Origin of the sequence: Achromobacter pulmonis (assembly GCF_021733725.1) — a bacterium.
Taxonomy (GTDB): domain Bacteria; phylum Pseudomonadota; class Gammaproteobacteria; order Burkholderiales; family Burkholderiaceae_B; genus Achromobacter; species Achromobacter pulmonis.
Genome location: NZ_JAIFOT010000001.1, coordinates 1,953,805 through 1,978,241, shown reverse-complemented (window position 1 = coordinate 1,978,241; position 24,437 = coordinate 1,953,805). Strand labels below are relative to the sequence as shown.

The following is a 24,437-nucleotide window of genomic DNA, read 5'->3' as shown; positions in this document are numbered from 1 at the left end:
GTGTTCCAATTGGCATTCAGCCGCATGTCTCTACGCATTGTAGCCACGCTCGCGCTGACCGGCATGGTTGCGGCCTGCGGCTACAAGGGTCCTTTGTACATGCCCACCCCTGACGGCAAGCCACCGCCTCCCGGGCAGCGCCAGAGCACGCCCCAGGTGCCGCAGATCCCGTCCGCGCCCACGCTGCCATGACCACCGCGTTCCCGGTTCCGCCCGAACTGGCCGGGCATCCGTTCTTCCAGTACCGCAACAACGTGCTGTACGCCGAAGACGTGCCGCTGGACCATCTGGCCGGAAAACTGGGAACACCGCTCTACGTCTACTCCCGCGCGGCGCTGCGCGCCGCCTGGAACACCTACCACAGCGCCATCGGCCAGCGTCCCGTGCAGATCTGCTACGGCATGAAGGCCAACTCCAACCTGGCGGTCCTGAAGGAATTCGTCCGCCTGGGCGCCGGGTTCGACATCGTCTCGGGTGGCGAACTCAAGCGCGCCCTGGCCGTGGGCGCCAATCCCGCCCGCATCGTCTTCTCCGGAGTCGGCAAGCAGGCCTGGGAGATGCGCGCGGCGCTGAACGCTGGCGTCATGTGCTTCAACGTCGAATCCGAAGCCGAGCTGCAGCGCCTGTCCGACGTCGCCCGGGAAGCCGGCCGCCGCGCCAGGGTGGCGCTGCGCGTCAACCCGGATGTCGATGCGCAGACCCACCCGTACATTTCCACCGGCCTCAAAGAGAACAAATTCGGCATTCCCATCGCCGCCGCGCTCGACGCCTATCGTAGCGCCCGCCTGCTACCCGGTCTGGAAATCACCGGCCTGGACTGCCATATCGGATCGCAGCTGACCGACATCAGTCCCTATTTCGACGCGCTGGAAAAGCTCCTGGACCTGGTCGCCGACCTGGAGGGCATCGGCATCCGCCTGTCACACCTGGACCTGGGCGGAGGGCTAGGCATTCGCTACCACGATGAAGCCCCTCCCTCGCCCAAGGCGCTGCTGGATGGCGTGTTCCAGCGCCTGCAGGCACGAGGCCAAGGCCATTTGCGACTGGTGCTGGAACCCGGCCGTTCCCTGGTGGGCAACGCCGGCGTGCTGCTGACCACGGTCCAGTACCTGAAGCACGGCGAGGCGCGCAATTTCGCCATCGTCGATGCCGCCATGAACGACCTGTTGCGGCCGGCCCTGTACGACGCCTGGCACGGCTTGCTGCCGCTGCGGCCACGCGCCGGCGACGCGCTCGACTACGACGTCGTCGGCCCCGTCTGCGAAAGCGCCGACTGGCTGGCGCGGCAACGCGCGCTGGTGCTCGAGCAGGGCGACGTACTGGCGCTGGAGTCAGCCGGCGCCTACGGCATGACGATGGCCGGCAACTACAATACGCGGCCGCGCGCGGCTGAAGTCATGGTCGACGGCGGCCACTACCATGTGGTGCGCCAGCGTGAAACGCTGGACGACCTGTTGCGCGGCGAATCCACCCTGCCCTGAACCGGTTCCCCGCGCCATGAAATAGGCCCCGTCGAGACGGGGCCTATTGCGATGCGCGCCAGGATCAGAGCTGGCCGTACGAATGCAGCCCCGACAGGAACATGTTCACGCCCAGGAAAGCAAAACCGGTGATCAACAGGCCGGTCAGCGCCCAATAGGCCGCCATGGTGCCGCGCAGGCCCTTGATCAGCCGCATGTGCAGCCAGGCCGCATAGTTCAGCCAGACGATCAGGGCCCAGGTTTCCTTGGGATCCCACTGCCAATACGCGCCCCAGGCGTCCGCCGCCCACAGCGCGCCCAGGATGGTCGCCACCGTGAAGAAGGCAAAGCCGATGGCGATGGCGCGGTACATGATGTCGTCCAGCACCTCCAGCGGCGGCAGTGCAGCGGCGATGCGGCGCCGTCCCAGCAGGATGGCGCCAACGATGACGGCGCCGATGCCGAAATACAGCATCCAGGTCGCCGACAGGCCATCGGAGCGGAATACCATGGGCTCGGCGCACAGCAGCACGCCCAGCACGAACAGCGGCGCCAGCTTGAGCCACGACGAGGTCTGGCCGTGCTGCTTGACCAGGTAGGCGAAGCCGACCATCGCCGCCAGCGAGAAGGTGCCATAGCCGATGAAGTTGGCGGGCACGTGCAGTTTCATCCACCAGCTCTTGAGCGCCGGCACCAGCGGCTGGATCTGCCCGGCATCGCGCGTGAACGAATACCACAGCAGGAACACCACCGCCGAGGTCACCACCAGCAGCACGAAACCGCCCAGTGCGCGGGTGGCGTACTTGCGCTCGTAGTACAGGTAGAACAGGGCCGTGATCAATGCGAACAGCACGAAGACTTCGTACAGGTTGCTGACCGGGATATGACCCAGGTCCGGGCCCATCAGATGGCCCTCGCGCCAGCGCACCAGCAGCCCGGTCAGGCCGGCGAACACCGCGCCCCAGGTCAGGGCGGTGCCCAGCCACGCCGCGGTCGGGCTGAAAAAGCCGATCCAGTAGCAGACCATGGCCAGCGCGAACAGTGCGCTCATCCACAGGATGGCCGACTGTGATGAGAGCAGGTATTTCAGGAAGAATACCTGCTCGGCCCGCGCCAGGTCATTACCGTAGAGCATCAACGCCAGGCCGGCCGCGATCGCACAGGCCACCATCAGGCGGCGCAACGGACGCCACAGCCACCCCATCCAGGCCAGCACCGGCACCGTGCCGCACAGGATGATCTTCTCGTAATAGTCCATCGCGCCGCTGAAACGCGTCAGCGCGAAACCGGCGCCCGCCGCCAGCAGCAGGAAGAACACGACGTCCGTCCAATCCGGCCGGCCGCGCTGCGCGCGGCTATCACCGGTTTCGGACAGGTTGTCCTGCCAGAGGTTTTCGGGCGTGGGGGAATGCGTGGTGGTCGTCGTGGACATAGGAAACCTTAAGACCCTTTCTGGCGCAACAGCGCCTGCTTGAAGCGATCGAACTCCTGGTTGAAGTCGAGTGTACGCTTCTGCGACGTCATCGCCGCCAGGATGCCGCTGCCGCCTTCCTGCGGCCTGATCCAGATCCAGACGCGGCGATCCCGAATATAGAACATCGAGAACACGCCCAGCACCAGCAGCAGGCTGCCCAGGTAGACGGTGTTCTTGCCCGGCGTGCGGCTGACCTGAAACACGCTGGCCTGCACATGGTTGAAATCCGCCAGGGAGAAAAACACCGGCGCCGGATAAACGGTAAGGTCCGACAGCGCCGCCACCGCCAGACGCGACCACTGCGCGGCACGCTCGGCCTCGGGGCCGTCGGTGGGCACAGGCGGCAGCCCCGCCCGTTCGCGCTCGATGGCGCGCAGTTCGTTCATGCTGGCGCCGATCAGCCGGATCACCACGTCAGCCGCACGCTCCAGGTCGGCCGCCGGCGTGTTGGCCTGCAGGAACGCCGCCACGGCCTGCAGGCCGCCGCCTGCATAGGTTTCCAGGGCGCGCTCGGCGGCCGTCTGCAACGGCTGGCGGTCGGCGCCGCTGGGGCTGTTGCGCTCGGCGAAGCGGCGCGCCGCCTCCTGGCGCGCCGCCGGATCGGCCAGCGTGGCCCGCAGGCGCATGAATTCCGCCACCGAGCTATCGTCGTCGGCCGGAATCCGCAGGTAGCGGAACGGTTCGGACGGGTTGTTGCGCACCCCGGCCAGGAACACACTGGCGCCGTCCAGTTGCACCGGCAGCATGTAGTTCTGGAACTCATGCGCCTGGCCGGCATCGTCGATCAGCTTGTATTCGACACTGGGCCCCACATTACGCAGGTTCTCGTTCTTCTTGCCCGCGGCACTGCCGGCCACCGACGCCACGTGCTCGGCAAAGCTCTGGTTGCCGCCCTTGGGCTCGCCGCCGGTCATGTCTTCGACATTGATCGGGCGCAGCGCCATGATTTCCACGCCCATGCTGCGCGGGCCACGCGCGGTGTGAGCGGTTACTTCGGAGGTCTTGCCCACGGTGCCGTCAACCTTGAAGGTGGCGCTGTCCGCCCCCACCAGCGGATAGCCCTTGAGCACTACCGTGCTGCCGCCATCATCGAAACTGGACTGGTACACGGTCATGCCCTTGAAGCGCAGCGGCTCGTTGACCTCGATGGTCGAATCGAAGCTCTTGCCGGTATCCGGATCCGTCACCTCCACCTCGCTGGCAAAGCGGCTCGGCATACCCGTCGAGTAGTAATCGACGACAAACTTCTTGAGCTTCAGCGTGAAGGGCATCGGCTGCACCAGGGCGCCGTCCCCCACCATCACCACCGCGGTGCTGGCCTGCCCGTTCTCGGGCACCAATACGCTGGCACGGAAACTGGGGTTGTCCACCGACAGGCGGCCGCTTTCCGGCACCTCGGAGATCAGCATGTTCTCGACGATCGGCTTCTTGCCGCCGAACATCACCTGCAAGCGCACCGGCAGCTCGCTGTCGAGCAGCCCGCCAATGCAGATGATGACCATGGCGGCATGGGCGAACACATACCCCAACCGGTTGGCGCTGCCCTTCTTGGCCGCCAACAGCACGCCGGTGCTGTCCTGGCGCTCGCGCACCGCGTAGCCCATGCGCTTGAGCAGCGCCGTCAGGCCCGCCGCCGTCTGCGGCACGTCGGTGGGCGCCTCGGTCTCGACGCGGTGCGGAAAGGCGCGCAGGCTGCCGCCGCGCACGTGCTCGCGGAACGAACGCGCATCGCGCAGCATCTTGGGTGCGTTGCGGGTCAGGCAGACTGACGTCGAAATGACCAGGAACGCCATGATCAGCAGGAACCACCAGCTGTTGTAGACGTGCCAGATCGAGAACTTGTCGAACACCTCGAACCAGAACGGGCCGAACTGGTCGATGTAGTTGTTGGATGAGCGGTTCTGCTGCAGCACCGTCCCCACCAGGCTCGCCACGCAAATGAACATCAGCAGGCTGACCGCGAAACGCATCGAGCCCAGCAATTCAAACAGATCGCGGGGCAGGCTGCGCAGGGAGGGACGGGAATGTGTCTGAGTCGAATTCATGAAAAAAGGGGGGCCGCACGATCGGCTACCCCCCTCGTAGACAGCGCATGACGGAACCAGGTTCCATCATGCTCAGGTTGCGTGAACGCGGACCAGCCGCGCGCCTGGCCGGCGTACGGCTACCGCAGGCCAGCCGCGTAGTCCGCCACGGCCTTGATGTCGGCGTCCGACATCCGGTCCGCCACGGCGTGCATCACGTCGTTGGCGCGATCGCCGCTGCGGAACAGCTTGAGCTGCTCTTCAATATACATGGGGAACTGGCCCGACAGGCGGGGATACTGGCCCGGAATACCCGCGCCATTGGCAGAATGGCATGCCGCACAGGCGGGCACATTGCGCTCGGGCAAACCGCCGCGCCAGATCTTTTGACCCAGCTCAACCAGCTTTTCATGGCCAGCGGTGGCCGGCTCTTTCAGCGGCTGCTGCGCCAGGTACAGCGCGATGTTCTGCATGTCGGCCGGCGTCAGGTTCTGCGCCATGGCGGTCATGGGGGTGGGATTGCCGCCGGGGCCGTTGCGCAGGGGCAGCTTGGCGCCCTGCTTGACCTGGAAGTTGGTCAGTTGCTTGACCAGATATTCGTGGGGTTGCGCGGCCAGGTTGGGGTTCACCGGTATGGTGCTGTTGCCCGCCGCGCCATGACAGGACGCACAGGCGATGATGCCGCGCGAGGCGTCGCCCTGGTCAAACAACTGGCCGCCCTTGGCGGCATCTGGTTTGGCCGGGCCCGCGGCGCCATCAGCGGCGAAGCTCGTAGTAGAAAAGGCGGAGGCGCCGAGCAACAGCCCGCTCGCAACCAACATCCGGGACAGCACACGCTTCATGAAGACCTCGACGATCACATCGATCAAGGCGCAAAAAGGCGCCCACGCCTGCCCGCACATCTGGAAAACCGTATCGAACCTGGTTTGCTCGCTTGCCTGCTTGTAAGCAAACGAGACGGCTCCGCGCACGGGGACCACTGTTGCAAACGCCGGATTATACAATAGGGCTCGAAACCAACTGTAGCCAAAGCCAATCCGTGTCCCTCCTACATCGCGCCTCTTTCCTTACGTCGGCCGCTCGCCTCGACCAGTTGCCGCCTCCTGACGCGCCCGAGGTTTGCTTCGTCGGCCGCTCCAACGCCGGCAAGTCCACGGCCATCAACGTGCTGTGCAACCAGCGTCGCCTGGCCTTTTCCAGCAAGACGCCGGGCCGCACGCGCCTGATCAACATGTTCGGCCTGCCGGACCCCCTGAACCCCGAAGGCCACATCGGCTATCTGGTCGACCTGCCCGGCTACGGCTATGCCTCCGTGGCCCGCGATGAAAAGGAAAAGTGGGCGGACATCCTGGGCGGTTACCTGCGCGACCGCGAATCGCTCGCCGGCATCGTGCTGCTCATCGACATCCGCCGCGGCGTCACCGAACTGGACCGCCGCCTGGCCAACTTCATCGCCCCCACCGGCCGCCCGGTCCTGGCGCTGCTCACCAAGGCCGACAAGCTGCCCTACGGCCAACGCATGCGTACCGTGTTCTCGGTGCGCAAAGACCTGGCGGACATCGGCGCGCTGCACACCATCCCCTTCTCGGCGCCGGAGCGCATCGGTCTGGAAGAAGCTGGCGCGCACATAGAAAACTGGATTTCTCCCAAGGTCGTACCATGAACCCGCAGATCATCACCCCCGACTTCCCGGTTTCCCGCCCCCGCCGCCTGCGTCGCGACGACTACACCCGCCGCCTGGTGCGCGAAAACGCCCTCACCGTCAATGACTTGATCTACCCGGTTTTCGTGGCCGAGGGCCATGGCCTGAAGCAGGCCGTGCCGTCGCTGCCGGGTGTGGTGCGCTATTCGTTGGATACGCTGTTGCCGGTGGCCGAGGAATGCGTGGCGCTGGGAATCCCGGTGCTGTCGCTGTTTCCTGCCATCGACCCGGCGCTCAAAACGCCCGACGGCATCGAAGCCACCAACCCCGACGGCCTGATTCCGCGCGTGGTGCGTGAACTGAAAAAACAATTCCCCGACCTCGGCGTGCTGTGCGACGTGGCGCTGGATCCCTACACCAGCCACGGCCAGGACGGCGTCATCGATGAAAACGGCTACGTCGTCAACGAGCCGACCGTCGAGATCCTGGTCAAGCAGGCGCTGACGCAGGCCGCGGCCGGCGTCGACATGGTCGCCCCCAGCGACATGATGGACGGCCGCATCGGCGCCGTGCGCCGCGCGCTCGAGGCCAACGGCTACATCCACACCCAGATCATGGCCTACTCGGCCAAGTACGCCAGCGCCTTCTACGGTCCGTTCCGCGATGCGGTGGGCTCGGCCACCAACCTGGGCAAGTCCAACAAAATGGCCTACCAAATGGATCCGGGCAACCTGGACGAGGCGCTGCGCGAAGTGGCCGCCGACCTGCAGGAGGGCGCCGACATGGTCATGGTCAAGCCCGGCATGCCCTATCTGGACGTGCTGCGCCGCGTCAAGGACACCTTCCGCGTGCCGACCTTCGCCTACCAGGTGAGCGGCGAATACGCGATGATCAAGGCGGCCTCGGCCAACGGCTGGCTGGACCACGACAAGGTCATGATGGAAGCGCTGCTGGCCTTCAAGCGCGCCGGCGCCGATGGCATCCTGACGTACTTCGCGATCGAAGCGGCGCGGCTGCTCAAGCAACAACGCTGATGCCGGATGGCGGGGCCTGCCGGTCCCGCCTGTCGGCGGCGCGCATGACACATTCGGCGTGCGCCGCCGGGGCGGCTCCCGGCCTGCCCTGGCAACGCCCGCCCGCTTTCAACGCGACGCCGGCGCCCCGCGCCGCAAGCCCAGCCAAGTGCCGCTGAGAATACAGGCCAGCCCCGCCACGTGCACCCACGTGACGTGCTCGTCCAGGAACAACGCGGCAAACAGCAGGCCGAAGATCGGCAGCCAGTTCACGAACAGCGCCGCGCGGCTGATACCCAGCCTGGCAATGCCCGCGTTCCACAGGATGTTGCTGACGCCCGAGGCGATCACCGCCGAAAACAGCAGCACCAGCCACGGCCACCACGTCATGCTCCAGTTGTCCGCATCGTAGGACGACGGCGTCATGGCCGCGTGCACTATCAGCATCAGACCGCCAGCCAGATACATGTACCAGAGCATCGCCAACGGATCGAGCGTGCGCGAGATACGCTGGATCACCAACCCACCGAACACGAACACCGCCACCGCCAGGAACACGATGGCGTCGCCCCAGCCGGTCAGCCCCAGCCGCGCGCCGCTGCCCACCACCACCATCGCCACCCCTGTCAGGCCGAGCAAGGCGCCGGCGATCCGCAGCCACGTCAGCCTTTCGCGATAGAACAGCGCAGCCAGCAGCGCAGACAGCAAGGGACTGGTGGCCATCAGCAGCGTGCCGTTGGCGGCCGACGAGAACTGCAGTCCGTACACCAGCGCGGTCTGGTGCGCGTACACCACCAGGAAGCCCGCCAGCGCGACCCAGCCCAGCTCCTGCCGCCCCAGCCTGGGAATGCGGCCACGGCGCGCCTTGACGATGAGCGTGACCGCGACGAACGCCACGGCGATCCGCAAGGCCGCCAGGGCGCGGATATCCATGTGCTGTGTCAGGTACTTGATGGAGACGATGTTCAGGCCCCAGGTGGCCATGACGAACATCAATTGCAGATAGATCAGACCGGTACGGTCCTGGCTTGCATCGACTGTCGGAGACGTCACGGGCGCCGGCCTGAGGGGTTGGAGGCGCCGCCCACGCGGCGCAAGCGCTCATGGTAGCGGCCGGCTGCCGCTCAGCGCAATAGCACGCGGTCCAGCGACTGGGTGAAACGCTTGGCGTCCTGGAAACCGACCACGCGCGCGTCCGGCAATTCCTTGCCGCCCGGTTCGAAGAACATGATTCCCGGCGGCCCGAACAAGCGGAAGCGCTTGAGCAGCGCGCGGTCATCGGCGTTGTTGGCGGTCACGTCGGCCTGCACCAGCAGCATGCCGGCCATGCGTTGCGCCACGCCGGGATCGGTGAACGTGAAGCGCTCCATCTCGCGGCACGACACGCACCAGTCGGCGTAGAAATCCAGCATCACCGGTTGCTGGCTCTGCGCCAGCAGCGCGTCCAGCTCGGCGTTGTTGCGCACCCGCTTGAACTGGACCTCGCCAGCCGGCGCCGCGGCGCCGGCCACGGCCGGACCACCCGAGGCAAAGTGCGAGAGCGGCTGCAGCACATCGCGGCCACCGCTGGCCGCGCCGATCAGCCACGCGGCGGCGGCCAGGGCCAGCAACAGGCCGATGCCCTTGCCGAACATGCGCGCCGAACCGGCGCCAGCCGGCAGCGCATCGAAGGCCCGCAGCATCACCGCGCCGACGATCGCCAGGAAGGCCCAGCCGGTCATCTGCACCCAGGTCGGCACCACCGGGATCAGCATCCACCACGCGGTCGCCAGCAGCAGCATGCCGAACAACCGCTTGACGCCATCCATCCACGGACCGGCCTTGGGCAGCAGCGCGCCCGACGAGGCGCCGACGATCAGCAGCGGCACGCCCATGCCCCACGCCATCGCGAACAGGGCCGAGCCGCCCAGCACGACGTCGCCGGTCTGCGAGATGTACAGCAGCGCGCCGGCCAGCGGCGCGGCCACGCACGGCCCGACGATCAGCGCCGACAGCGCGCCCATCAGCAAGGCGCCGGTATAGCGGCCGCCGGGAATGCGCGACGACCGCTCGGCCAACCGTGCCTGAATGCCGGACGGCATCTGGAAGGTGAAGGCATCGAACATCGCCAACGCCAGCACCGCCAGCAGGACCGCGAACAGCGTCAGGATCCACGGCGTCTGCAGCCACGCGGCCAGGCCCGCGCCGCTCAGGCCAGCGGCCACGCCCAGCGCGGTGTAGACCACGGACATGCCCAGCACGTAGGTCGCCGCCAGCGCCAGCCCGCGGCCGCGCGTCGGGCGCTGCTGGCTGGCGGCGCCGCCCAGCACGATCGAGGACAGGATGGGAATCATGGGCAGCACGCACGGCGTGAACGCCAGCAACAGGCCCAGCACCAGGAACACGCCAGCCGTCTTGATCCAGCCCAGGCCGCCCAGGGCGTCGGCCAGGCCGGTATCGCCTGCGTTCACCAGCGCGCTCAGGCCGCCGCTCGAAGCCGTCGGCGCGGCGGATGCGCCACCGCCGCCCGCCAGCGCGTAGCCGCCCGCCACCGGCGTCAGCTTCACGCTGCTGTCCATCGGCGGATAGCACAGGCCGGCATCGGCGCAGCCCTGACCGGTCAGCGTCAGCGTGAACGGCTGGCCGCCGGGCGTCACCGGCACGCGGATCGCCACGTCCTGGTGATAGACCTCCATGTCCTTCTCGAAGGTCGGGTCATACTTGACGTCGCCCTTCGGATAGACCGGCTCGCCCAGTGTGGCCGCGCCCAGCGGACTGATGCTGATGCCGAAACGCTCGCGGTACATGTAGTAGCCGGGCGCCACGCGGAAACGCAGTTCGACCGTATCGGGCGCGACCATCACCGCACTGAAGACAAAGGCCTTCTCGGGTTCGAGGAACTCGGCCTCGGCGCGCGCCGGCGCGTTCCAGGCCAGCCACAGCATGGCCATGGCCAGCAATGCCAGCAGCTTGGGGAAAAAGGCACGCATCGGGGCGTGAAACCGGACTGCGGGTTGCAACATCAGTCTCTCTTGTTCTGCACGACGGCCGTCTGCTGGCGCACCCAGTCGAGATAGGGCGCGGCGCCGCCAATGACCGGCAGCACGATGATTTCGGGCACGTCGTAGGGATGCATCTGCGCCAGGGCCTGGACCACGGCTGGATGGCGCGCGTAGGTGGTCTTGATATGGATGGGGATTTCCTCGGCCCCTTCCACCTCGCCTTGCCACTGGTAGATGGACAGGCCCGGCGCGCCGAGGTTCACGCAGGCGGCCAGTCCGTCTTCGACCAGCACGTGAGCGATACGCTTGGCCAGCAACAGGTCCGGCGCATTGCTGATGACCAGCACGACGTCGTCATCGCGCAACATGGAGCCTCCTGGGAATACCCGTGTCGGATGTAACTCGGGGTATTTTATCGGTATCGCCGCTCGCGTCCGCCAACAATCAGACCGCGGCCGCCGCGCATCCTTCCCCACCCGAGGCAAGCATGTCCGACAACTGCCTGTTCTGCCGCATCGCCCGCCACGAGATCCCGGCCCACATCATCCACGAAGACGAGCGCCTGATGGCCTTCCTGGACATCCAACCGGTGCGGCCCGGGCACACGCTCATCATCCCCAAGCAGCACTATCCCTACTACGAGGACATGCCCGCCGACCTGGCCGGCCACATCCTCAACCTGGGGCAGAAGCTGGGCCGCCACATGAAGCGGCTGTATGGCGTGGACCGCGTCGGCTTCGCCTTCACTGGCATCCACGTGGCGCATACGCATGCGCATGTGATCCCCATGCATCACCCGCAGGACGTGACCTCGACCCAATACATCGAGCAGCAGGACCTCACCTTCCGCATGCCTGCCCAGGCGCCGCAGGAGGCGCTGGCGGCCATCGCCGCGCAGTTGCAGGGCGAGTTGCACGCCTCATAGCGATCGGCGCGCCAGCGCCGCCAGGACGGCCCGCAGACGCCGCGCAAAAAACAAGGGCGGGTCCGAAGACCCGCCCTTGTCGCTTATCTAGACACCGAGACTTATTCGGCGCTGTCCTCAGCGGCTTCATCGACTTCCGGACGGTCGACCAGCTCCATGAAGGCCATGGGAGCGTTGTCGCCTTGACGGAAACCCATCTTCAGCACGCGGGTGTAGCCACCGTTGCGGGCCGCGTAGCGCGGACCGATTTCGGCGAACAGCTTCACCACGGCGTCGCGATCGCGCAGACGGGCAAAAGCCAGACGCTTGTTCGCGAGGGTGGGTTCTTTACCCAGCGTGATCAGGGGCTCGATGACGCGGCGCAGTTCTTTCGCCTTGGGCAGCGTGGTCTTGATGGCTTCGTGGGTGATCAACGAAACGGCCATGTTGCGGAACATGGCAAGACGGTGACTGCTGGTGCGGTTGAGCTTACGCAAGCCATTACCGTGACGCATGATAAGTATCCTTTGAATCTAATGAAGGCGTTTCCGCCATCGGGTTATCCGGCTCTTCTATCGACCTGCAACCAGGCCGCGGTCCGGTGGAAAACGGTGCATTTTACGACGGTTTCGCAAATCGCCCGGCGGTCAGGCCGGGCGCCGCGGGAAACGCCCCTGCGACAGGGGCGCCACCCTTCGAGACTTACGGACGCTCCAGGCCCAGGGGGGGCCAGTTTTCGAGCTTCATGCCCAGCGTCAGGCCGCGCGCGGCCAGAACTTCCTTGATCTCGTTGAGCGACTTGCGACCCAGGTTCGGGGTCTTGAGCAGTTCGTTCTCGGTACGCTGGATCAGGTCGCCGATGTAGTAGATGTTTTCGGCCTTCAGGCAGTTGGCCGAACGCACGGTCAGTTCCAGGTCGTCGACCGGACGCAGCAGAACCGGGTCGATCTGCGGCGTGCCGCGGACCGGGGCTTCGTACGAATCGCCGGCGCCTTCCAGGGCGGCGAAGACCGAGATCTGGTCCATCAGGATGCGGGCCGACTGGCGCACCGCTTCCTCGGGCGAGATAACGCCGTTGGTTTCGATGTCCAGGACCAGCTTGTCCAGGTCGGTGCGCTGTTCCACGCGGGCACTTTCAACCGCGTAGCTGACGCGACGGACCGGGCTGAACGAAGCGTCCAGCACGATGCGGCCGATGGTGTGGGTGCGGTCTTCCGACAGCGCGCGCACGTTGCCCGGCACGTAACCGCGGCCCTTTTCGACCTTGATCTGCATTTCCAGCTTGCCCGCGTCCGTCAGGTTGCAGATGGCATGGCCGGGGTTGATGATCTCGACGTCGTGCGGCAGCTCGATGTCGCTGGCCAGCACGGTGCCGGCGCCGGTCTTGCGCAGGACCAGGGTGACTTCGTCACGGTTGTGCAGCTTGAAAACCACGCCCTTCAGGTTCAGCAGGATGTCGACGACATCTTCGCGAACGCCCGGGATGGTCGAGTATTCGTGCACCACGCCCGTCATCTGGACTTCGGTCGGCGCGTAGCCGGTCATCGAGGACAGCAGGATGCGGCGCAGGGCGTTGCCCAGCGTATGGCCGTAGCCGCGCTCGAACGGCTCCATCACGATCTTGGCATGGTGGGTGCCGACCGGTTCGACTTCAATGGAGCGCGGCTTCAGGAAACCTTGAGTGGACATGTACTGTGTTCCTTTTCAATACCCTCGGCTCGTTACACCGATAAGGCTGATGGACAGGGTGATACGTGAAACGCGGACGGCGCAAAACCGCCGGCCGATACTTACCGCAAAGCCCGCCCCGCCAAAAGGCGGAAAGCGGGCTGCTGCGAGACTTGCAAACCGGTCGCGAAACCAGCGAGCCAGCGACCTTGCGAAGGAGGCGCCGGCAGGCGTGATTAACGCGAGTACAGTTCGACGACCATCGATTCGTTGATGTCGCGAGCGACGTCAGCGCGATCGGGGACCGACTTGAACGTGCCGGCCAGCTTGGTCGTGTCGACTTCCACCCACTGGGGCATGCCGATGCTGGTAGCCAGGTCGAGCGATTCCTTGATACGGCCTTGCTTCTTGGCCTTTTCGCGGATCGAGATGACGTCGCCAGCCTTGACCAGCATCGAAGCGATGTCGGCGGTGTGGCCGTTCAGTTCGATGGCGCGGTGGCTCACCAGCTGGCGAGCTTCGGCGCGGGTCGAGCCGAAGCCCATGCGGTAGACGACGTTGTCCAGGCGCGATTCCAGCAGCTGGATCAGCGTTTCGCCGGTGTTGCCACGGCGACGCTCGGCTTCAGCGAAGTACTTGCGGAATTGCTTTTCCAGCACGCCGTACATGCGCTTGAGCTTTTGCTTTTCGCGCAGCTGCAGGCCGTAGTCGGAAGTGCGGGCACCCGAAGTGCGGCCGTGTTGGCCAGGCTTGGAATCCAGCTTGCACTTGGAATCCAGCGAGCGGCGGGCGCTCTTCAGGAACAGGTCAGTACCCTCGCGGCGCGAGAGCTTGCATTTGGGTCCAATATAACGTGCCATGTGGATTCCCTTTAGATACGACGACGCTTCGGCGGACGGCAGCCGTTGTGCGGAACGGGCGTGATGTCGGCGATGGACGAGATCTTGATGCCCAGCGCGTTCAGCGCGCGGACCGACGACTCACGGCCGGGGCCGGGGCCCTTGATACGCACTTCCAGCGTCTTGATGCCGTATTCCAGCGCAACGCGGCCAGCCGTTTCGGCGGCGACCTGCGCGGCGAACGGAGTCGACTTGCGCGAACCCTTGAAGCCCGCACCGCCCGACGTGGCCCACGACAAAGCGTTGCCCTGACGGTCGGTGATGGTGATGATGGTGTTGTTGAACGAAGCGTGAACGTGCGCGATGCCGTCCGAGACGTTCTTCTTGACCTTTTTGCGCACGCGCGAAGCGCCGCTGGTGGAAGCTTTCGCCATAATCCAGTTCCTCGATTATTTCTTCAGGGACGCAGCAGCACGACGCGGGCCCTTGCGGGTGCGAGCGTTGGTGCGAGTGCGCTGGCCGCGCACGGGCAGGCCGCGCTTGTGGCGCATGCCGCGGTAAGTTCCCAGGTCGATCAAACGCTTGATCGAGAGCTGCACTTCACGACGCAGGTCACCTTCGACCGTGAACACACCAACGTGTTCACGGACGCGTTCCAGTTCAGCGTCGCTCAGATCCTTGACCTTTTTGTCAAACGGGACGTTAGCCGCTTCGCAGATCTTGCGAGCGCGCGTACGACCGATGCCAAAAATGGCGGTCAGGCCGATCTCGGCGTGCTGATGCGGCGGAATGTTAATGCCAGCAATACGGGCCATGACTGTTCCTTGAATAAATCCGTTGCGTAGTCGCTAACCCGAGTTAGCCTTGACGCTGCTTGTGACGCGGGTCGGTGCAGATAACGCGCACCACGCCGTGACGTTTGATAACTTTGCAGTTGCGGCAGATCCGCTTAACCGATGCCATTACTTTCATGGTTGACTCCTAATTTTCCGTAATCCGGTTTCGCTCACTTGGAGCGGAAAACAATCCTGGCTCGCGTCAGATCATAGGGCGTGAGCTCCACTGTGACCTTGTCACCCGGCAGGATCCGGATGTAATGCATACGCATCTTGCCGGAAATATGGCCCAACACCACGTGGCCGTTTTCGAGCTTGACGCGAAATGTCGCGTTCGGGAGGTTCTCAAGAACCTCCCCTTGCATCTGAATGACGTCGTCCTTGGACATCTTTTGCTTACCGCATCGGCAAACCCGCGCCCTTGAAGTTGGCCTTCTTGAGCAACGAGTCGTACTGGTGAGACATCATGTAGGCCTGGACCTGCGCCATGAAATCCATCGTCACCACCACAATAATCAACAGAGACGTACCACCGAAGTAGAAGGGAACGTTCCACCGCATCACCAGGAATTCCGGCAACAGGCACACCAACGTGATGTAGATGGCACCTGCGAGCGTCAGACGCATCAGGATCTTGTCGATGTAGCGGGCCGTCTGTTCGCCCGGACGGATGCCCGGAACAAACGCACCACTCTTCTTCAGGTTGTCCGCCGTTTCGCGGCTGTTGAACACCAGAGCCGTGTAGAAAAAGCAGAAGAAAATAATCGCGACCGAATACAGCGTGATGTAGAGCGGTTGACGAGGCGACAGGGCCGCAGCCAGGTCGCTAAGCCAGCGCATGTTCTCGCTGCTGGAGAACCAGCTCGTGATCGTGGCCGGGAACAGGATGATCGACGACGCGAAGATCGGCGGAATCACCCCGGCCATGTTCAGCTTCAACGGCAGGTGCGAGCTTTGACCACCGTAGACCTTGTTGCCGACCTGACGCTTGGCGTAGTTCACCGTGATCTTGCGCTGTCCGCGTTCCACGAACACCACAAAAGCGGTAACCAGCACCACCAGGGCCACGATGAACAGTGCCGACAGCACGGACATCGCGTTGGTGCGAACCAGGTCCAACAGTGCAGCCAGCGCGGCGGGCAGACCCGCAACGATACCTGCGAAGATCAGGATGGAAATCCCGTTGCCGAGACCGCGTTCCGTGATCTGCTCACCCAGCCACATGACGAACATGGTGCCGGTGACCAGGGTCACGACGGTCGTGAAGCGGAACAACATGCCCGGATCGATCACCAGTCCCTGCTGGGACTCAAGCGCAACCGAAATGCCCACAGCCTGCACCAGCGCCAGCACGACCGTGCCGTAGCGGGTGTATTGGGTAATCTTCCGACGGCCGGCCTCGCCCTCTTTCTTGAGCGCTTCCAGCGACGGCACCACCACCGACATCAACTGCATGATGATGGATGCCGAAATGTACGGCATGATCCCCAGGGCAAAAATCGAGAAGCGCGAGAGCGCCCCGCCCGAGAACATGTTGAACAGGCCCAGGATCCCGCCCTGGTTCTGGCGGAACAAGTCCGCCAGCGCGTCCGGGTTGATGCCCGGAACGGGGATGTGTGTACCCAAACGGTAAACCACCAGGGCGAGCACCAGGAACACGAGGCGGCGCTTGAGATCGCCGTACCGCGTTCCGGTTTTACCCAATGCCTGCGCGTTAGCCACTCGTCACCTCGTGATCAAGCAAGCGAGCCGCCCGCGGCTTCGATGGCGGCGCGAGCGCCGGCCGTCGCGGTAATGCCCTTGAGCACCACCTTGCGCGAGAGTTCACCCGACTTGATGACCTTGGCGTAACGAACCGCCTGGCCAATCACGCCAGCCGCCTTCAGCACTTGCACGTCGATTTCGTCGACGGGCACGGCTTGCAGGTCCGACAGACGGACTTCGGCGTACAGGTGCTGACCCAGCGGGGTGAAACCACGCTTGGGCAGGCGACGCTGCAGCGGCATTTGACCGCCTTCGAAGCCAACCTTATGGAAACCGCCCGAGCGCGACTTCTGACCCTTGTGACCACGGCCGGCGGTCTTACCCAGACCCGAACCGATGCCACGGCCGACGCGGCGCTTGGCGTGCTTGCTGCCCTCAGCGGGCTTCAGCGTATTAAGTTGCATATCCGACATGGTGATTCCTTAGGCTTCCGAGACGGAAACGAGATAATCCACCTTACGGATCATCCCACGCACCTCGGGCGTATCGACCAGCACGCGGCTGCTGTTGATACGGCCCAAGCCCAGACCGCGAATCGTGTCACGGTGCGATTGCTTGGTACCGATCACGGAGCGCACGAGGGTCACTTTGATCTGCTTCTGAGCCATGATTTACCCCAGGATCTCTTCGACGGACTTGCCGCGCTTGGCAGCGACGTCCGCCGGGGTCAGGGAGGCGCGCAGGCCGTTCAACGTGGCGCGAACCATGTTGTAGGGGTTGCTCGAGCCCAGGCTCTTGGCAACCACGTTACGCACACCCATCACTTCGAAAATAGCGCGCATCGGGCCGCCGGCGATGACACCGGTACCTTCTGCAGCGGGCGAAATCAGCACGGTAGCGGCGCCATGCTTGCCGACCACGGTGTGGTGCAGCGTGCCGTTCTTCAGGGCCACCTTGAACATGCCGCGACGGGCCTGTTCCATCGCCTTCTGAACCGACACCGGCACTTCACGCGCCTTGCCCTTGCCCATGCCGACGCGGCCATCGCCATCGCCAACCACGGTCAGCGCGGCAAAGCTCATGGTGCGACCACCCTTGACCACTTTGCTCACGCGGTTGACCGCGATCATCTTTTCGCGGAGGCCGTCATCGTTCTCTTTTTCCGCGGCGTTCTTGCCTTGTACTTTAGCCATTTGACAGATCCTCGCTTAGAACTTCAGGCCGGCTTCACGCGCGGCGTCGGCCAGCGCTTTCACGCGGCCATGGTAACGAAAGCCCGAGCGATCGAAAGCGACCAGTTCGATACCGGCAGCCTTGGCCTTTTCAGCCACGCGCTTGCCAACCAGCGAAGCGGCAGCCTTGTTGCCACCTTGGCCAGACTGGCCAGCCAGCTGGGCGCGCACTTCGGCTTCCACCGTCGAGGCGCTGACCAGAACGCGATCGCCTTCCGGCGAAATGATATTGGCGTAGATGTGCTGGTTCGAGCGGAAAACCGAGAGGCGATGAACGCGCAGCTCGTTGATCTTCCGGCGGGTCGGAACCGCACGACGCAAACGGGAAACTTTTTTGTCCATGATTCGTCCTTGCGTGCGCCGTTATTTCTTCTTGGTTTCTTTGATGACGACGCGTTCGTCCGAGTAACGCACACCCTTGCCCTTGTAGGGTTCGGGTTCGCGGTACGCGCGGATTTCAGCGGCCACCTGGCCGACGACTTGCTTGTTGGAGCCCTTGATGACGATTTCCGTCTGGGTGGGGCACTCGGCCTTGATGCCGGCCGGCAACTTGTGCAAAACGTCGTGCGAGAAACCGAGCTGCAGCTTAACGGCGTCGCCTTGAACCGAGGCGCGGTAACCCACGCCAACCAGGTTCAGCTTGCGCTCGAAACCCTTGCTCACACCGTTGACCATGTTGGCCACCAGCGCGCGCAGGGTACCCGACATGGCGTTGGCGTGACGGCTTTCGTTGGCGGCGGCAAACGTCAGCTTGCCGTTGTCCAACTGGATCGTGACGTCGCCGGTCAGGGCTTGGGTCAGGGAGCCCAACGGGCCCTTGACGATGATCTGATCCTGCTTGATGTCGGCTTCGACACCTTTGGGCAGGTCGACCGGATACTTAGCGATACGTGACATTCGAATTTCTCCTTAGGCCACGTAGCACAGCACTTCGCCGCCGACACCGTTGGCGCGAGCCTTACGGTCGGTCATGACGCCGCGCGAGGTCGACACGATAGCCACGCCCAGGCCATTCATGACCTGAGGAATGCTGGTACGGCCCTTGTAGATACGCAGACCGGGGCGCGAGACGCGTTCGATGCGCTCGATGACCGGACGGCCAGCGTAGTACTTCAGGGTGATCTCGAGCTCAGGCTTGGCCTGGGTGCCCTTGATTTCGAAGCCGTCGATGTAGCCTTCGTCCTTCAGCACAGCGGCAATGGCCGCCTTCAGCTTCGAGGAGGGCATGCTCACCGTAGCTTTGTCCACTTGCTGCGCATTGCGAATGCGGGTCAGCATATCGGCGATGGGATCGCTCATGCTCATATTCTTTCTCCTACCAGCTGGCCTTGGTGATGCCGGGGATTTCACCCTTCATCGCCATTTCACGCAGTTTGTGGCGCGTCAGGCCGAACTTGCGGAACACACCGCGCGGACGACCGGTGACCACGCAACGGTTACGTTGACGCGTCGGGTTGGCATTGCGCGGCAGCTGTTGCAGCTTGAGCCGAGCTTGGTAACGTTCTTCGTCGGTCTTCGACTGGTCGTCGATGATCGACTTCAACTCAGCGCGCTTGGCGGCGAACTTGTCAGCCAGCTTGGCGCGCTTGATGTCGCGATTGATGAGGGAAAGTTTAGCCACGTCATCAGCCCCTTAGTTACGGAACGGGAAGCTGAAGGCCGTCAACAGCGCCTTGGCTTCTTCGTCGGTCTTCGCGGTGGTGGTGATGCTGATGTTCAGCCCACGCAGCGCGTCGATCTTGTCGTACTCGATTTCGGGGAAAATGATCTGCTCTTTCACCCCGATGTTGTAGTTGCCACGGCCGTCGAACGCACGACCCGAGATCCCGCGGAAGTCGCGCACGCGAGGCAGCGCAACCGCCACCAGGCGATCCAGGAATTCGTACATGCGTTGACCACGCAGCGTGACCATGCAACCGATCGGGTAGTTTTCGCGGATCTTGAAACCGGCGATAGCCTTCTTGGTCTTGGTCACGACAGGCTTTTGGCCAGCGATCTTGGTCAGGTCCGAGACGGCGTGCTCGATGACCTTCTTGTCGGCGACGGCTTCCGAGACACCCATGTTCAGGGTGATCTTGGTGATGCGCGGCACTTCCATGGCGCTCTTGTAGCCGAACTTGGCCTGCAGGTCGCCAGCGACCTTGCTCTTGTAGAAATCTTGCAAACGAGACATGTCTATCGCCCCTTACGCCTTGGCGCCGACAACGGCACCATTGGAACGGAACACGCGAACCTTGCGGCCTTCGACTTCTTGCACGCCCACGCGGTCGCCACGACCGGTGGCGGGGTTGAAGAGCGCCACATTCGAGATGTGGATCGGCATGGTCTTTTCGACGATGCCACCCGGGTTGTTGGCCATCGGGTTGGCTTTCACGTGCTTCTTGACGACGTTGACGCCTTCGACCAGAACGTGGTCGGCATCGACGCGCGCCAGCACGGTGCCGCGACGCTTCTTGTCGCGGCCGGTCAGGACGATGACTTCGTCGCCTTTACGAATGTTGTTCATCGTAGGGCTCCTTACAGCACTTCCGGGGCCAGCGACACGATCTTCATGAACTTCTCGGTACGCAGTTCACGCGTAACGGGTCCGAAGATGCGGGTGCCGATGGGCTCCAGCTTGGCATTGAGCAACACGGCGGCATTGCCACCGAAACGAATCAGCGAACCGTCCTTACGGCGCACGCCCTTGGCGGTACGAACCACCACGGCATTGTAAATTTCGCCTTTCTTGACGCGTCCGCGCGGAGCCGCATCTTTGACGCTCACCTTGATGATGTCGCCGATACCGGCATAACGGCGCTTGGAGCCACCGAGCACCTTAATGCACATGACATGACGCGCACCAGTGTTATCGGCCACGTCCAGCGTGGTCTGCATTTGGATCATGATTTTTCCTGTTCCAACTTAACTGGAAATACGGTTTTCCCCAAAAAAGGGAACACTGCAATTCCTGCCAGTTTTGGTCCCGTCAGGTCAGCCGCCCTGCTTTGTTGTTGGCTGGTGCATCGAGCTTTCGCCTCGAAGACCATCAACCGGTGGCAACGCAACGACCCTGGGTTGAAATCCTGCGGGTATTCCCCCAACACGCTGGCCCGGCTAGTTCCAGGCCAATCGACAATCTGGGAAAGCTGACCATTCTAGCCTGGTTATATTTTGAGCGCAAGTCCTTTCGTGCAGAGTGAGCAAATACGCCACAGCGCCTGTGGACAACTGCCTGCCGTCCCGCTGGGTGCGACCTTCAGTCCGCCCCCGTTTTATTCTGGTAGTACTTGCGCTCCCAGGCATCGTGGTTGGCCTTGCCTCGGCGAATTTCGTCGGTGAACGGCGCGGCCATCAGCACCAGGCGATTGAGCCATCGGATCGGTGCGCGACAGGGGCGCTCGAAATCGACGAACAGGACCGCCCGCAGGCCGTCAGTGTCGTTATGCACCTGGTGGGGATAGAGATCATCGAACACCACCGCCTCGCCTTCCCTCCAGTGGTAGCGCTCGCCGCCCACCTCGATCCAGCAACGCTCGGCCGGCTCCGGCACCACAAGCCCCAGGTGCAGGCGCAGCACCCCGTTGTAGGGTCCGGTATGCAGGGGAATGCGCTTGCCCGGCTCCAGGATGGAAAAGAACGCGGTACGCAGTCCGGGGATGCCGCGCAGCGCCTGGGCGGTTGCCGGGCAGCGGGCCAGGTTGCGGTCCGAACGCAAGCCGTAGCCCATGAAGACAAAGGTCTTCCATTGGTCATCGGAAGTGATCATGCCCACATCTGGGGACAGCTCATGGAAGGAAGGTAGCTGCTCGCGTTCGGCCAGCAAGGCGGTCAGTTCGGCGCGGATGGCGGGCGCCTGGGCCTCCAGTCGCCCCAGCCAGGGAAACTGGCGGTTCTGGAAGATGGGGTGGTCCCCCACCAGGGAGGCCTGCGCGATGCGGTGGCGCAACCAATCGATGAAACGGAAGAAGATGCGGGAATAAGCACTGGGCTGGCTGGGCGGACGCGTATCGACGGGTTGCACAATAGGTATCTACTATAGAGACAGCCAAAGATGCACCATTTTGTCCACCCGGACTCGCGCATGCAAGTGCCTGGCCATTGGCTCCTAGCCAGCGGCGGGGATTGGATCTCCCCGCGGCGTACAAGCTGGTTTAGACTGGCATGGGCGATTGCGATCGCTATCCACTCCTATTTCGCAAGGAAAAACAGGCATGTATGAACAGTTGGCGCTGTATATCGACGGCGAATTCATCGCCGGCGAGGGCAGGCGCACCCAGGACGTCATCAACCCGGCCACGCTGGAAGTGCTAGGCCAGTTGCCCCACGCCACCGAAGCGGATCTGGACCGTGCACTGGCAGCCGCCCAGCGCGCGTTCGAATCCTGGAAGAAATCTTCTCCCATGGATCGTTCCGCCATCCTGCGCAAAGTCGCCACCCTGTCGCGCGAGCGCGCCAAGGAAATCGGCCGCAACATGACGCTGGACCAGGGCAAGCCTCTGGCCGAAGCCGTCGGCGAAGTCACCTCCTGCGCCGAACACGCCGACTGGCACGCCGAGGAATGCCGCCGCATCTACGGCCGCGTGATCCCGCCGCGCAACCCGGACGTGCGCCAGATCGTGGTGCGCGAGCCGATCGGCGTCTGCGCCGCCTTCACGCCCTGGAACTTCCCGTACAACCAGGCTATTCGCAAGATCGCCGCCGCGCTCGGCGCCGGCTGCACGGTCGTGCTCAAGGGCCCCGAAGACTCCCCCAGCGCCGTCATGGCGATCGCCCGCATGTTCCACGACGCCGGCCTGCCCAAGGGCTGCCTGAACATCGTCTGGGGCGAACCGGCCAAGATTTCCGACTACCTGATCCGCTCGCCGATCGTGCGCAAGGTTTCGTTCACTGGTTCCGTGCCGGTGGGCAAGCAGCTGGCCGCGCTGGCCGGCGCCCACATGAAGCGCGTCACCATGGAATTGGGCGGCCACTCGCCGGTGCTGGTGTTCGACGACGCCGACATCGATCGCGCCGCCACCATGCTGGCCAAGTTCAAGGTCCGCAATGCCGGCCAGGTGTGTGTTTCGCCGACCCGCTTCTACGTCCAGAACGGCGCCTACGAGCAGTTCCTGGCGCGCTTTTCCGACGTGCTCAAGAACATCAAGGTCGGCGACGGCCTGGAAGCCGGCACCGACATGGGCCCGCTGGCGCACGAACGCCGCGTGCCCGCCATGAGCGCCTTCATCGACGACGCCAAGAAGCATGGCGGCAAGGTGGTGGTGGGCGGCGGCCCGCTGGATCGCAAGGGCTTCTTCTTCGCCCCCACGGTCGTGACCGACCTGCCCGACAACGCCATGCTGATGACCGAAGAGCCCTTCGGCCCGGTGGCGCCGGTGGTCCGCTTCACCGACACCGATGAGGTGCTGGCGCGCGCCAACAGCCTGCCGTTCGGCCTGTCCTCCTACGTCTTCACCAACTCGCTGCAGACCGCCACCAAGGTCTCCAACGGGCTGGAAGCCGGCATGGTCAACATCAACCATTTCGGCAGCGCGCTGGCCGAGACGCCGTTCGGCGGCATCAAGGACAGCGGCATCGGCAGCGAAGGCGGCCTGGAAACGTTCGACGGCTACCTGGTCACGAAGTACATCACGCACATCTGACCCGCTTGCTTTCGCCACGGGCCGACGGCCCGCTGCGACAAGGCCCGCGCAAGCGGGCCTTTTTCATTGCTGGCCGGCGCGCCACTCACGCGGCGACATGCCGAAGCGGCGCCTGAACAGCCGGCTGAAGTGCGAAGGATGGGCGAACCCGGCCTGGTACGCCAGCTCAGCGATGCCGCGGTGACGCTGCGCCGGGTTCAGCAGCAATTCGCGGCAGCGCTCCAGGCGCTGGTCGAAGACGAAGCTCTCCACCGACAGATCGCCCGCCTGGAACACGCGGTGCAGGTATGCCACCGACAGGCCGCAACCCTGCGCGACCCGTTGCGGAGACAGCGCCGGATCAGCCAGGTGCTGGCGGATGTAGGCCATGGCGCGCTGGCGATGCGCGATCGTCACACTGCTGTCCGCTTGCGAGGCGTGGCCCTGCCCGGGCTGCACCAGGAACAGCACGATCAAGTCGATCAATCGTTCGCCCAGCTCGGCCGCCTCGGCCGGCGACCAGCCTTCGAGCCCCTGGAACAGGTGATCCATGTAGCTGGCCAGCATCGCGCCGCGCGGCGAGCCGTCGTCGACGCGCAGCTTGTAAAAGGGACCGATGCGAGAATCGCGCTGCGACAGCGCGCTGCGCGGAAAGGACACGCTCAGGCTGCGGTAGCCATCGGCGCCGAGCGCGGTGGCCTGGTAGGGCAGGCTCTGGTTCATCAGGTACACGCAGCCAGGTTCGACCTGGAATTCACGCCCCTGTTGCCGCACGGCCAGCGGGCCCGCCAACGGCAGGCCGAAGGTATAGAACTCCTGGTCCAACCGCGAAATGTTGCCGGCGGTGCGTTCCAGCCTCTGTCCCTGATAGTGCAGGTCGTTGAACTGAAGACTGGCGCGCCGCACGTAGCGCACATGGCCGGCGAACTGGCCGGCCTGACCGCAATGCACTTCGAACGGTCCGAACGCATCCGAAAGCGCCGCGCGCCATTGTTCGTACCGCTCGGCGCCGGCGATGGCCGAAGTGACGAATTCCGTGTCGGGCATGGCGCGGTCTCCT

32 protein-coding genes are annotated in these 24,437 nt (G+C 64.2%); 6 read left to right on the top strand and 26 right to left on the bottom strand.

The genetic code is table 11. The annotated features are described in order from the left end of the window. Positions 1 to 24 precede the first annotated feature (24 nt). Positions 25 to 192 carry an LPS translocon maturation chaperone LptM gene (gene lptM / locus K2W61_RS09120; protein ID WP_236755462.1) on the top strand — a complete coding sequence of 56 codons (168 nt, stop codon included), beginning with the start codon at positions 25 to 27 and terminating at the stop codon, positions 190 to 192. After that, on the top strand, positions 189 to 1,481 hold the full coding sequence (lysA, locus tag K2W61_RS09115; protein WP_236755461.1) for a diaminopimelate decarboxylase: 1,293 nt from the start codon (positions 189 to 191) through the stop codon (positions 1,479 to 1,481). The genes lptM and lysA overlap by 4 nt, the downstream gene beginning before the upstream one ends. 64 nt (positions 1,482 to 1,545) lie before the next feature. Here the strand turns inward: lysA and ccsB are convergent, their stop codons facing one another. From ccsB to K2W61_RS09100, 3 genes are all read right to left on the bottom strand, one after another. Further along, complete coding sequence (gene ccsB / locus K2W61_RS09110) at positions 1,546 to 2,892, bottom strand: c-type cytochrome biogenesis protein CcsB (protein ID WP_175133190.1); 1,347 nt, start codon at positions 2,890 to 2,892, stop codon at positions 1,546 to 1,548. Positions 2,893 to 2,900: 8 nt separating this feature from the next. After that, positions 2,901 to 4,979, bottom strand: a complete 2,079-nt coding sequence (locus K2W61_RS09105) for a cytochrome c biogenesis protein ResB (RefSeq protein ID WP_175133191.1) — start codon at positions 4,977 to 4,979, stop codon at positions 2,901 to 2,903. A 119-nt stretch (positions 4,980 to 5,098) separates the two neighbouring features. After that, positions 5,099 to 5,800, bottom strand: a complete 702-nt coding sequence (locus K2W61_RS09100; protein ID WP_175133264.1) for a c-type cytochrome — start codon at positions 5,798 to 5,800, stop codon at positions 5,099 to 5,101. A 197-nt stretch (positions 5,801 to 5,997) separates the two neighbouring features. On the opposite strand from K2W61_RS09100, the gene yihA reads away from it, so the two are divergent. Both yihA and hemB read left to right on the top strand, forming a co-directional pair. Beyond that, entirely contained in the window at positions 5,998 to 6,621 is a 624-nt protein-coding gene (gene yihA, locus K2W61_RS09095) for a ribosome biogenesis GTP-binding protein YihA/YsxC (protein ID WP_175133192.1), read from the top strand. Continuing rightward, on the top strand, positions 6,618 to 7,634 hold the full coding sequence (gene hemB / locus K2W61_RS09090; RefSeq protein WP_236755459.1) for a porphobilinogen synthase: 1,017 nt from the start codon (positions 6,618 to 6,620) through the stop codon (positions 7,632 to 7,634). The genes yihA and hemB overlap by 4 nt, the downstream gene beginning before the upstream one ends. Before the next feature lie 108 nt (positions 7,635 to 7,742). Here the strand turns inward: hemB and K2W61_RS09085 are convergent, their stop codons facing one another. The 3 genes from K2W61_RS09085 to cutA all read right to left on the bottom strand — a co-directional run bounded on the left by K2W61_RS09085 (position 7,743) and on the right by cutA (position 10,962). Then, positions 7,743 to 8,606, bottom strand: coding sequence for a DMT family transporter (locus K2W61_RS09085; protein WP_175133265.1), 864 nt, complete (start codon positions 8,604 to 8,606; stop codon positions 7,743 to 7,745). A gap of 131 nt (positions 8,607 to 8,737) precedes the next feature. After that, positions 8,738 to 10,582, bottom strand: a complete 1,845-nt coding sequence (dsbD, locus tag K2W61_RS09080; RefSeq protein ID WP_419761639.1) for a protein-disulfide reductase DsbD — start codon at positions 10,580 to 10,582, stop codon at positions 8,738 to 8,740. A gap of 32 nt (positions 10,583 to 10,614) precedes the next feature. Further along, on the bottom strand, positions 10,615 to 10,962 hold the full coding sequence (gene cutA, locus K2W61_RS09075) for a divalent-cation tolerance protein CutA (protein ID WP_006392025.1): 348 nt from the start codon (positions 10,960 to 10,962) through the stop codon (positions 10,615 to 10,617). Positions 10,963 to 11,081: 119 nt separating this feature from the next. On the opposite strand from cutA, the gene K2W61_RS09070 reads away from it, so the two are divergent. Beyond that, the gene (locus K2W61_RS09070; RefSeq protein ID WP_175133195.1) at positions 11,082 to 11,519 is read left to right on the top strand and encodes an HIT family protein; all 438 of its coding nucleotides are present in this window, start codon (positions 11,082 to 11,084) and stop codon (positions 11,517 to 11,519) included. A 101-nt stretch (positions 11,520 to 11,620) separates the two neighbouring features. Here the strand turns inward: K2W61_RS09070 and rplQ are convergent, their stop codons facing one another. The 19 genes from rplQ to K2W61_RS08975 all read right to left on the bottom strand — a co-directional run bounded on the left by rplQ (position 11,621) and on the right by K2W61_RS08975 (position 21,780). Further along, on the bottom strand, positions 11,621 to 12,013 hold the full coding sequence (gene rplQ, locus K2W61_RS09065) for a 50S ribosomal protein L17 (RefSeq protein ID WP_006389635.1): 393 nt from the start codon (positions 12,011 to 12,013) through the stop codon (positions 11,621 to 11,623). A 187-nt stretch (positions 12,014 to 12,200) separates the two neighbouring features. Beyond that, positions 12,201 to 13,187 (bottom strand): DNA-directed RNA polymerase subunit alpha, encoded by a 987-nt coding sequence (locus K2W61_RS09060; RefSeq protein ID WP_006216514.1) that lies wholly within the window; start codon positions 13,185 to 13,187, stop codon positions 12,201 to 12,203. Positions 13,188 to 13,402: 215 nt separating this feature from the next. Next, on the bottom strand, positions 13,403 to 14,026 hold the full coding sequence (gene rpsD / locus K2W61_RS09055; RefSeq protein ID WP_175133196.1) for a 30S ribosomal protein S4: 624 nt from the start codon (positions 14,024 to 14,026) through the stop codon (positions 13,403 to 13,405). Between the two features lie 11 nt (positions 14,027 to 14,037). Beyond that, positions 14,038 to 14,439: a 30S ribosomal protein S11 gene (gene rpsK / locus K2W61_RS09050; protein ID WP_006216516.1), complete on the bottom strand. Its 402-nt coding sequence runs from the start codon at positions 14,437 to 14,439 to the stop codon at positions 14,038 to 14,040. Between the two features lie 15 nt (positions 14,440 to 14,454). Beyond that, the gene (gene rpsM, locus K2W61_RS09045) at positions 14,455 to 14,820 is read right to left on the bottom strand and encodes a 30S ribosomal protein S13 (RefSeq protein WP_006389632.1); all 366 of its coding nucleotides are present in this window, start codon (positions 14,818 to 14,820) and stop codon (positions 14,455 to 14,457) included. A 43-nt stretch (positions 14,821 to 14,863) separates the two neighbouring features. Continuing rightward, positions 14,864 to 14,977 carry a 50S ribosomal protein L36 gene (gene rpmJ, locus K2W61_RS09040; RefSeq protein ID WP_003806928.1) on the bottom strand — a complete coding sequence of 38 codons (114 nt, stop codon included), beginning with the start codon at positions 14,975 to 14,977 and terminating at the stop codon, positions 14,864 to 14,866. A gap of 34 nt (positions 14,978 to 15,011) precedes the next feature. Continuing rightward, positions 15,012 to 15,230 (bottom strand): translation initiation factor IF-1, encoded by a 219-nt coding sequence (gene infA / locus K2W61_RS09035; RefSeq protein ID WP_003806927.1) that lies wholly within the window; start codon positions 15,228 to 15,230, stop codon positions 15,012 to 15,014. 7 nt (positions 15,231 to 15,237) lie between these two features. Further along, entirely contained in the window at positions 15,238 to 16,563 is a 1,326-nt protein-coding gene (gene secY, locus K2W61_RS09030; protein ID WP_006389630.1) for a preprotein translocase subunit SecY, read from the bottom strand. A gap of 14 nt (positions 16,564 to 16,577) precedes the next feature. Next, entirely contained in the window at positions 16,578 to 17,018 is a 441-nt protein-coding gene (gene rplO / locus K2W61_RS09025) for a 50S ribosomal protein L15 (RefSeq protein ID WP_020925824.1), read from the bottom strand. A gap of 9 nt (positions 17,019 to 17,027) precedes the next feature. After that, on the bottom strand, positions 17,028 to 17,213 hold the full coding sequence (rpmD, locus tag K2W61_RS09020; RefSeq protein WP_175133197.1) for a 50S ribosomal protein L30: 186 nt from the start codon (positions 17,211 to 17,213) through the stop codon (positions 17,028 to 17,030). A 3-nt stretch (positions 17,214 to 17,216) separates the two neighbouring features. Next, positions 17,217 to 17,738, bottom strand: a complete 522-nt coding sequence (rpsE, locus tag K2W61_RS09015) for a 30S ribosomal protein S5 (RefSeq protein ID WP_006216521.1) — start codon at positions 17,736 to 17,738, stop codon at positions 17,217 to 17,219. A 15-nt stretch (positions 17,739 to 17,753) separates the two neighbouring features. Then, positions 17,754 to 18,119: a 50S ribosomal protein L18 gene (gene rplR, locus K2W61_RS09010; protein ID WP_175133198.1), complete on the bottom strand. Its 366-nt coding sequence runs from the start codon at positions 18,117 to 18,119 to the stop codon at positions 17,754 to 17,756. A 21-nt stretch (positions 18,120 to 18,140) separates the two neighbouring features. Then, positions 18,141 to 18,674 (bottom strand): 50S ribosomal protein L6, encoded by a 534-nt coding sequence (gene rplF, locus K2W61_RS09005; protein WP_175133199.1) that lies wholly within the window; start codon positions 18,672 to 18,674, stop codon positions 18,141 to 18,143. Positions 18,675 to 18,686: 12 nt separating this feature from the next. Further along, positions 18,687 to 19,082: a 30S ribosomal protein S8 gene (rpsH, locus tag K2W61_RS09000; protein WP_175133200.1), complete on the bottom strand. Its 396-nt coding sequence runs from the start codon at positions 19,080 to 19,082 to the stop codon at positions 18,687 to 18,689. Between the two features lie 10 nt (positions 19,083 to 19,092). Further along, on the bottom strand, positions 19,093 to 19,398 hold the full coding sequence (rpsN, locus tag K2W61_RS08995) for a 30S ribosomal protein S14 (protein ID WP_006227037.1): 306 nt from the start codon (positions 19,396 to 19,398) through the stop codon (positions 19,093 to 19,095). A 12-nt stretch (positions 19,399 to 19,410) separates the two neighbouring features. Beyond that, positions 19,411 to 19,950, bottom strand: coding sequence for a 50S ribosomal protein L5 (gene rplE / locus K2W61_RS08990; protein WP_006389624.1), 540 nt, complete (start codon positions 19,948 to 19,950; stop codon positions 19,411 to 19,413). Positions 19,951 to 19,962: 12 nt separating this feature from the next. After that, on the bottom strand, positions 19,963 to 20,283 hold the full coding sequence (gene rplX, locus K2W61_RS08985) for a 50S ribosomal protein L24 (RefSeq protein WP_006389623.1): 321 nt from the start codon (positions 20,281 to 20,283) through the stop codon (positions 19,963 to 19,965). An 11-nt stretch (positions 20,284 to 20,294) separates the two neighbouring features. After that, positions 20,295 to 20,663, bottom strand: coding sequence for a 50S ribosomal protein L14 (gene rplN / locus K2W61_RS08980; RefSeq protein WP_006216531.1), 369 nt, complete (start codon positions 20,661 to 20,663; stop codon positions 20,295 to 20,297). Positions 20,664 to 21,015: 352 nt separating this feature from the next. After that, positions 21,016 to 21,780: an aspartyl/asparaginyl beta-hydroxylase domain-containing protein gene (locus tag K2W61_RS08975; protein ID WP_175141047.1), complete on the bottom strand. Its 765-nt coding sequence runs from the start codon at positions 21,778 to 21,780 to the stop codon at positions 21,016 to 21,018. A 190-nt stretch (positions 21,781 to 21,970) separates the two neighbouring features. Here K2W61_RS08975 and K2W61_RS08970 point away from each other — a divergent pair, with 190 nt between their 5' ends. After that, the gene (locus K2W61_RS08970) at positions 21,971 to 23,398 is read left to right on the top strand and encodes an NAD-dependent succinate-semialdehyde dehydrogenase (protein WP_175133202.1); all 1,428 of its coding nucleotides are present in this window, start codon (positions 21,971 to 21,973) and stop codon (positions 23,396 to 23,398) included. Between the two features lie 63 nt (positions 23,399 to 23,461). Here the strand turns inward: K2W61_RS08970 and K2W61_RS08965 are convergent, their stop codons facing one another. Further along, on the bottom strand, positions 23,462 to 24,424 hold the full coding sequence (locus K2W61_RS08965) for an AraC-like ligand-binding domain-containing protein (protein ID WP_175133203.1): 963 nt from the start codon (positions 24,422 to 24,424) through the stop codon (positions 23,462 to 23,464). Positions 24,425 to 24,437 lie beyond the last annotated feature (13 nt).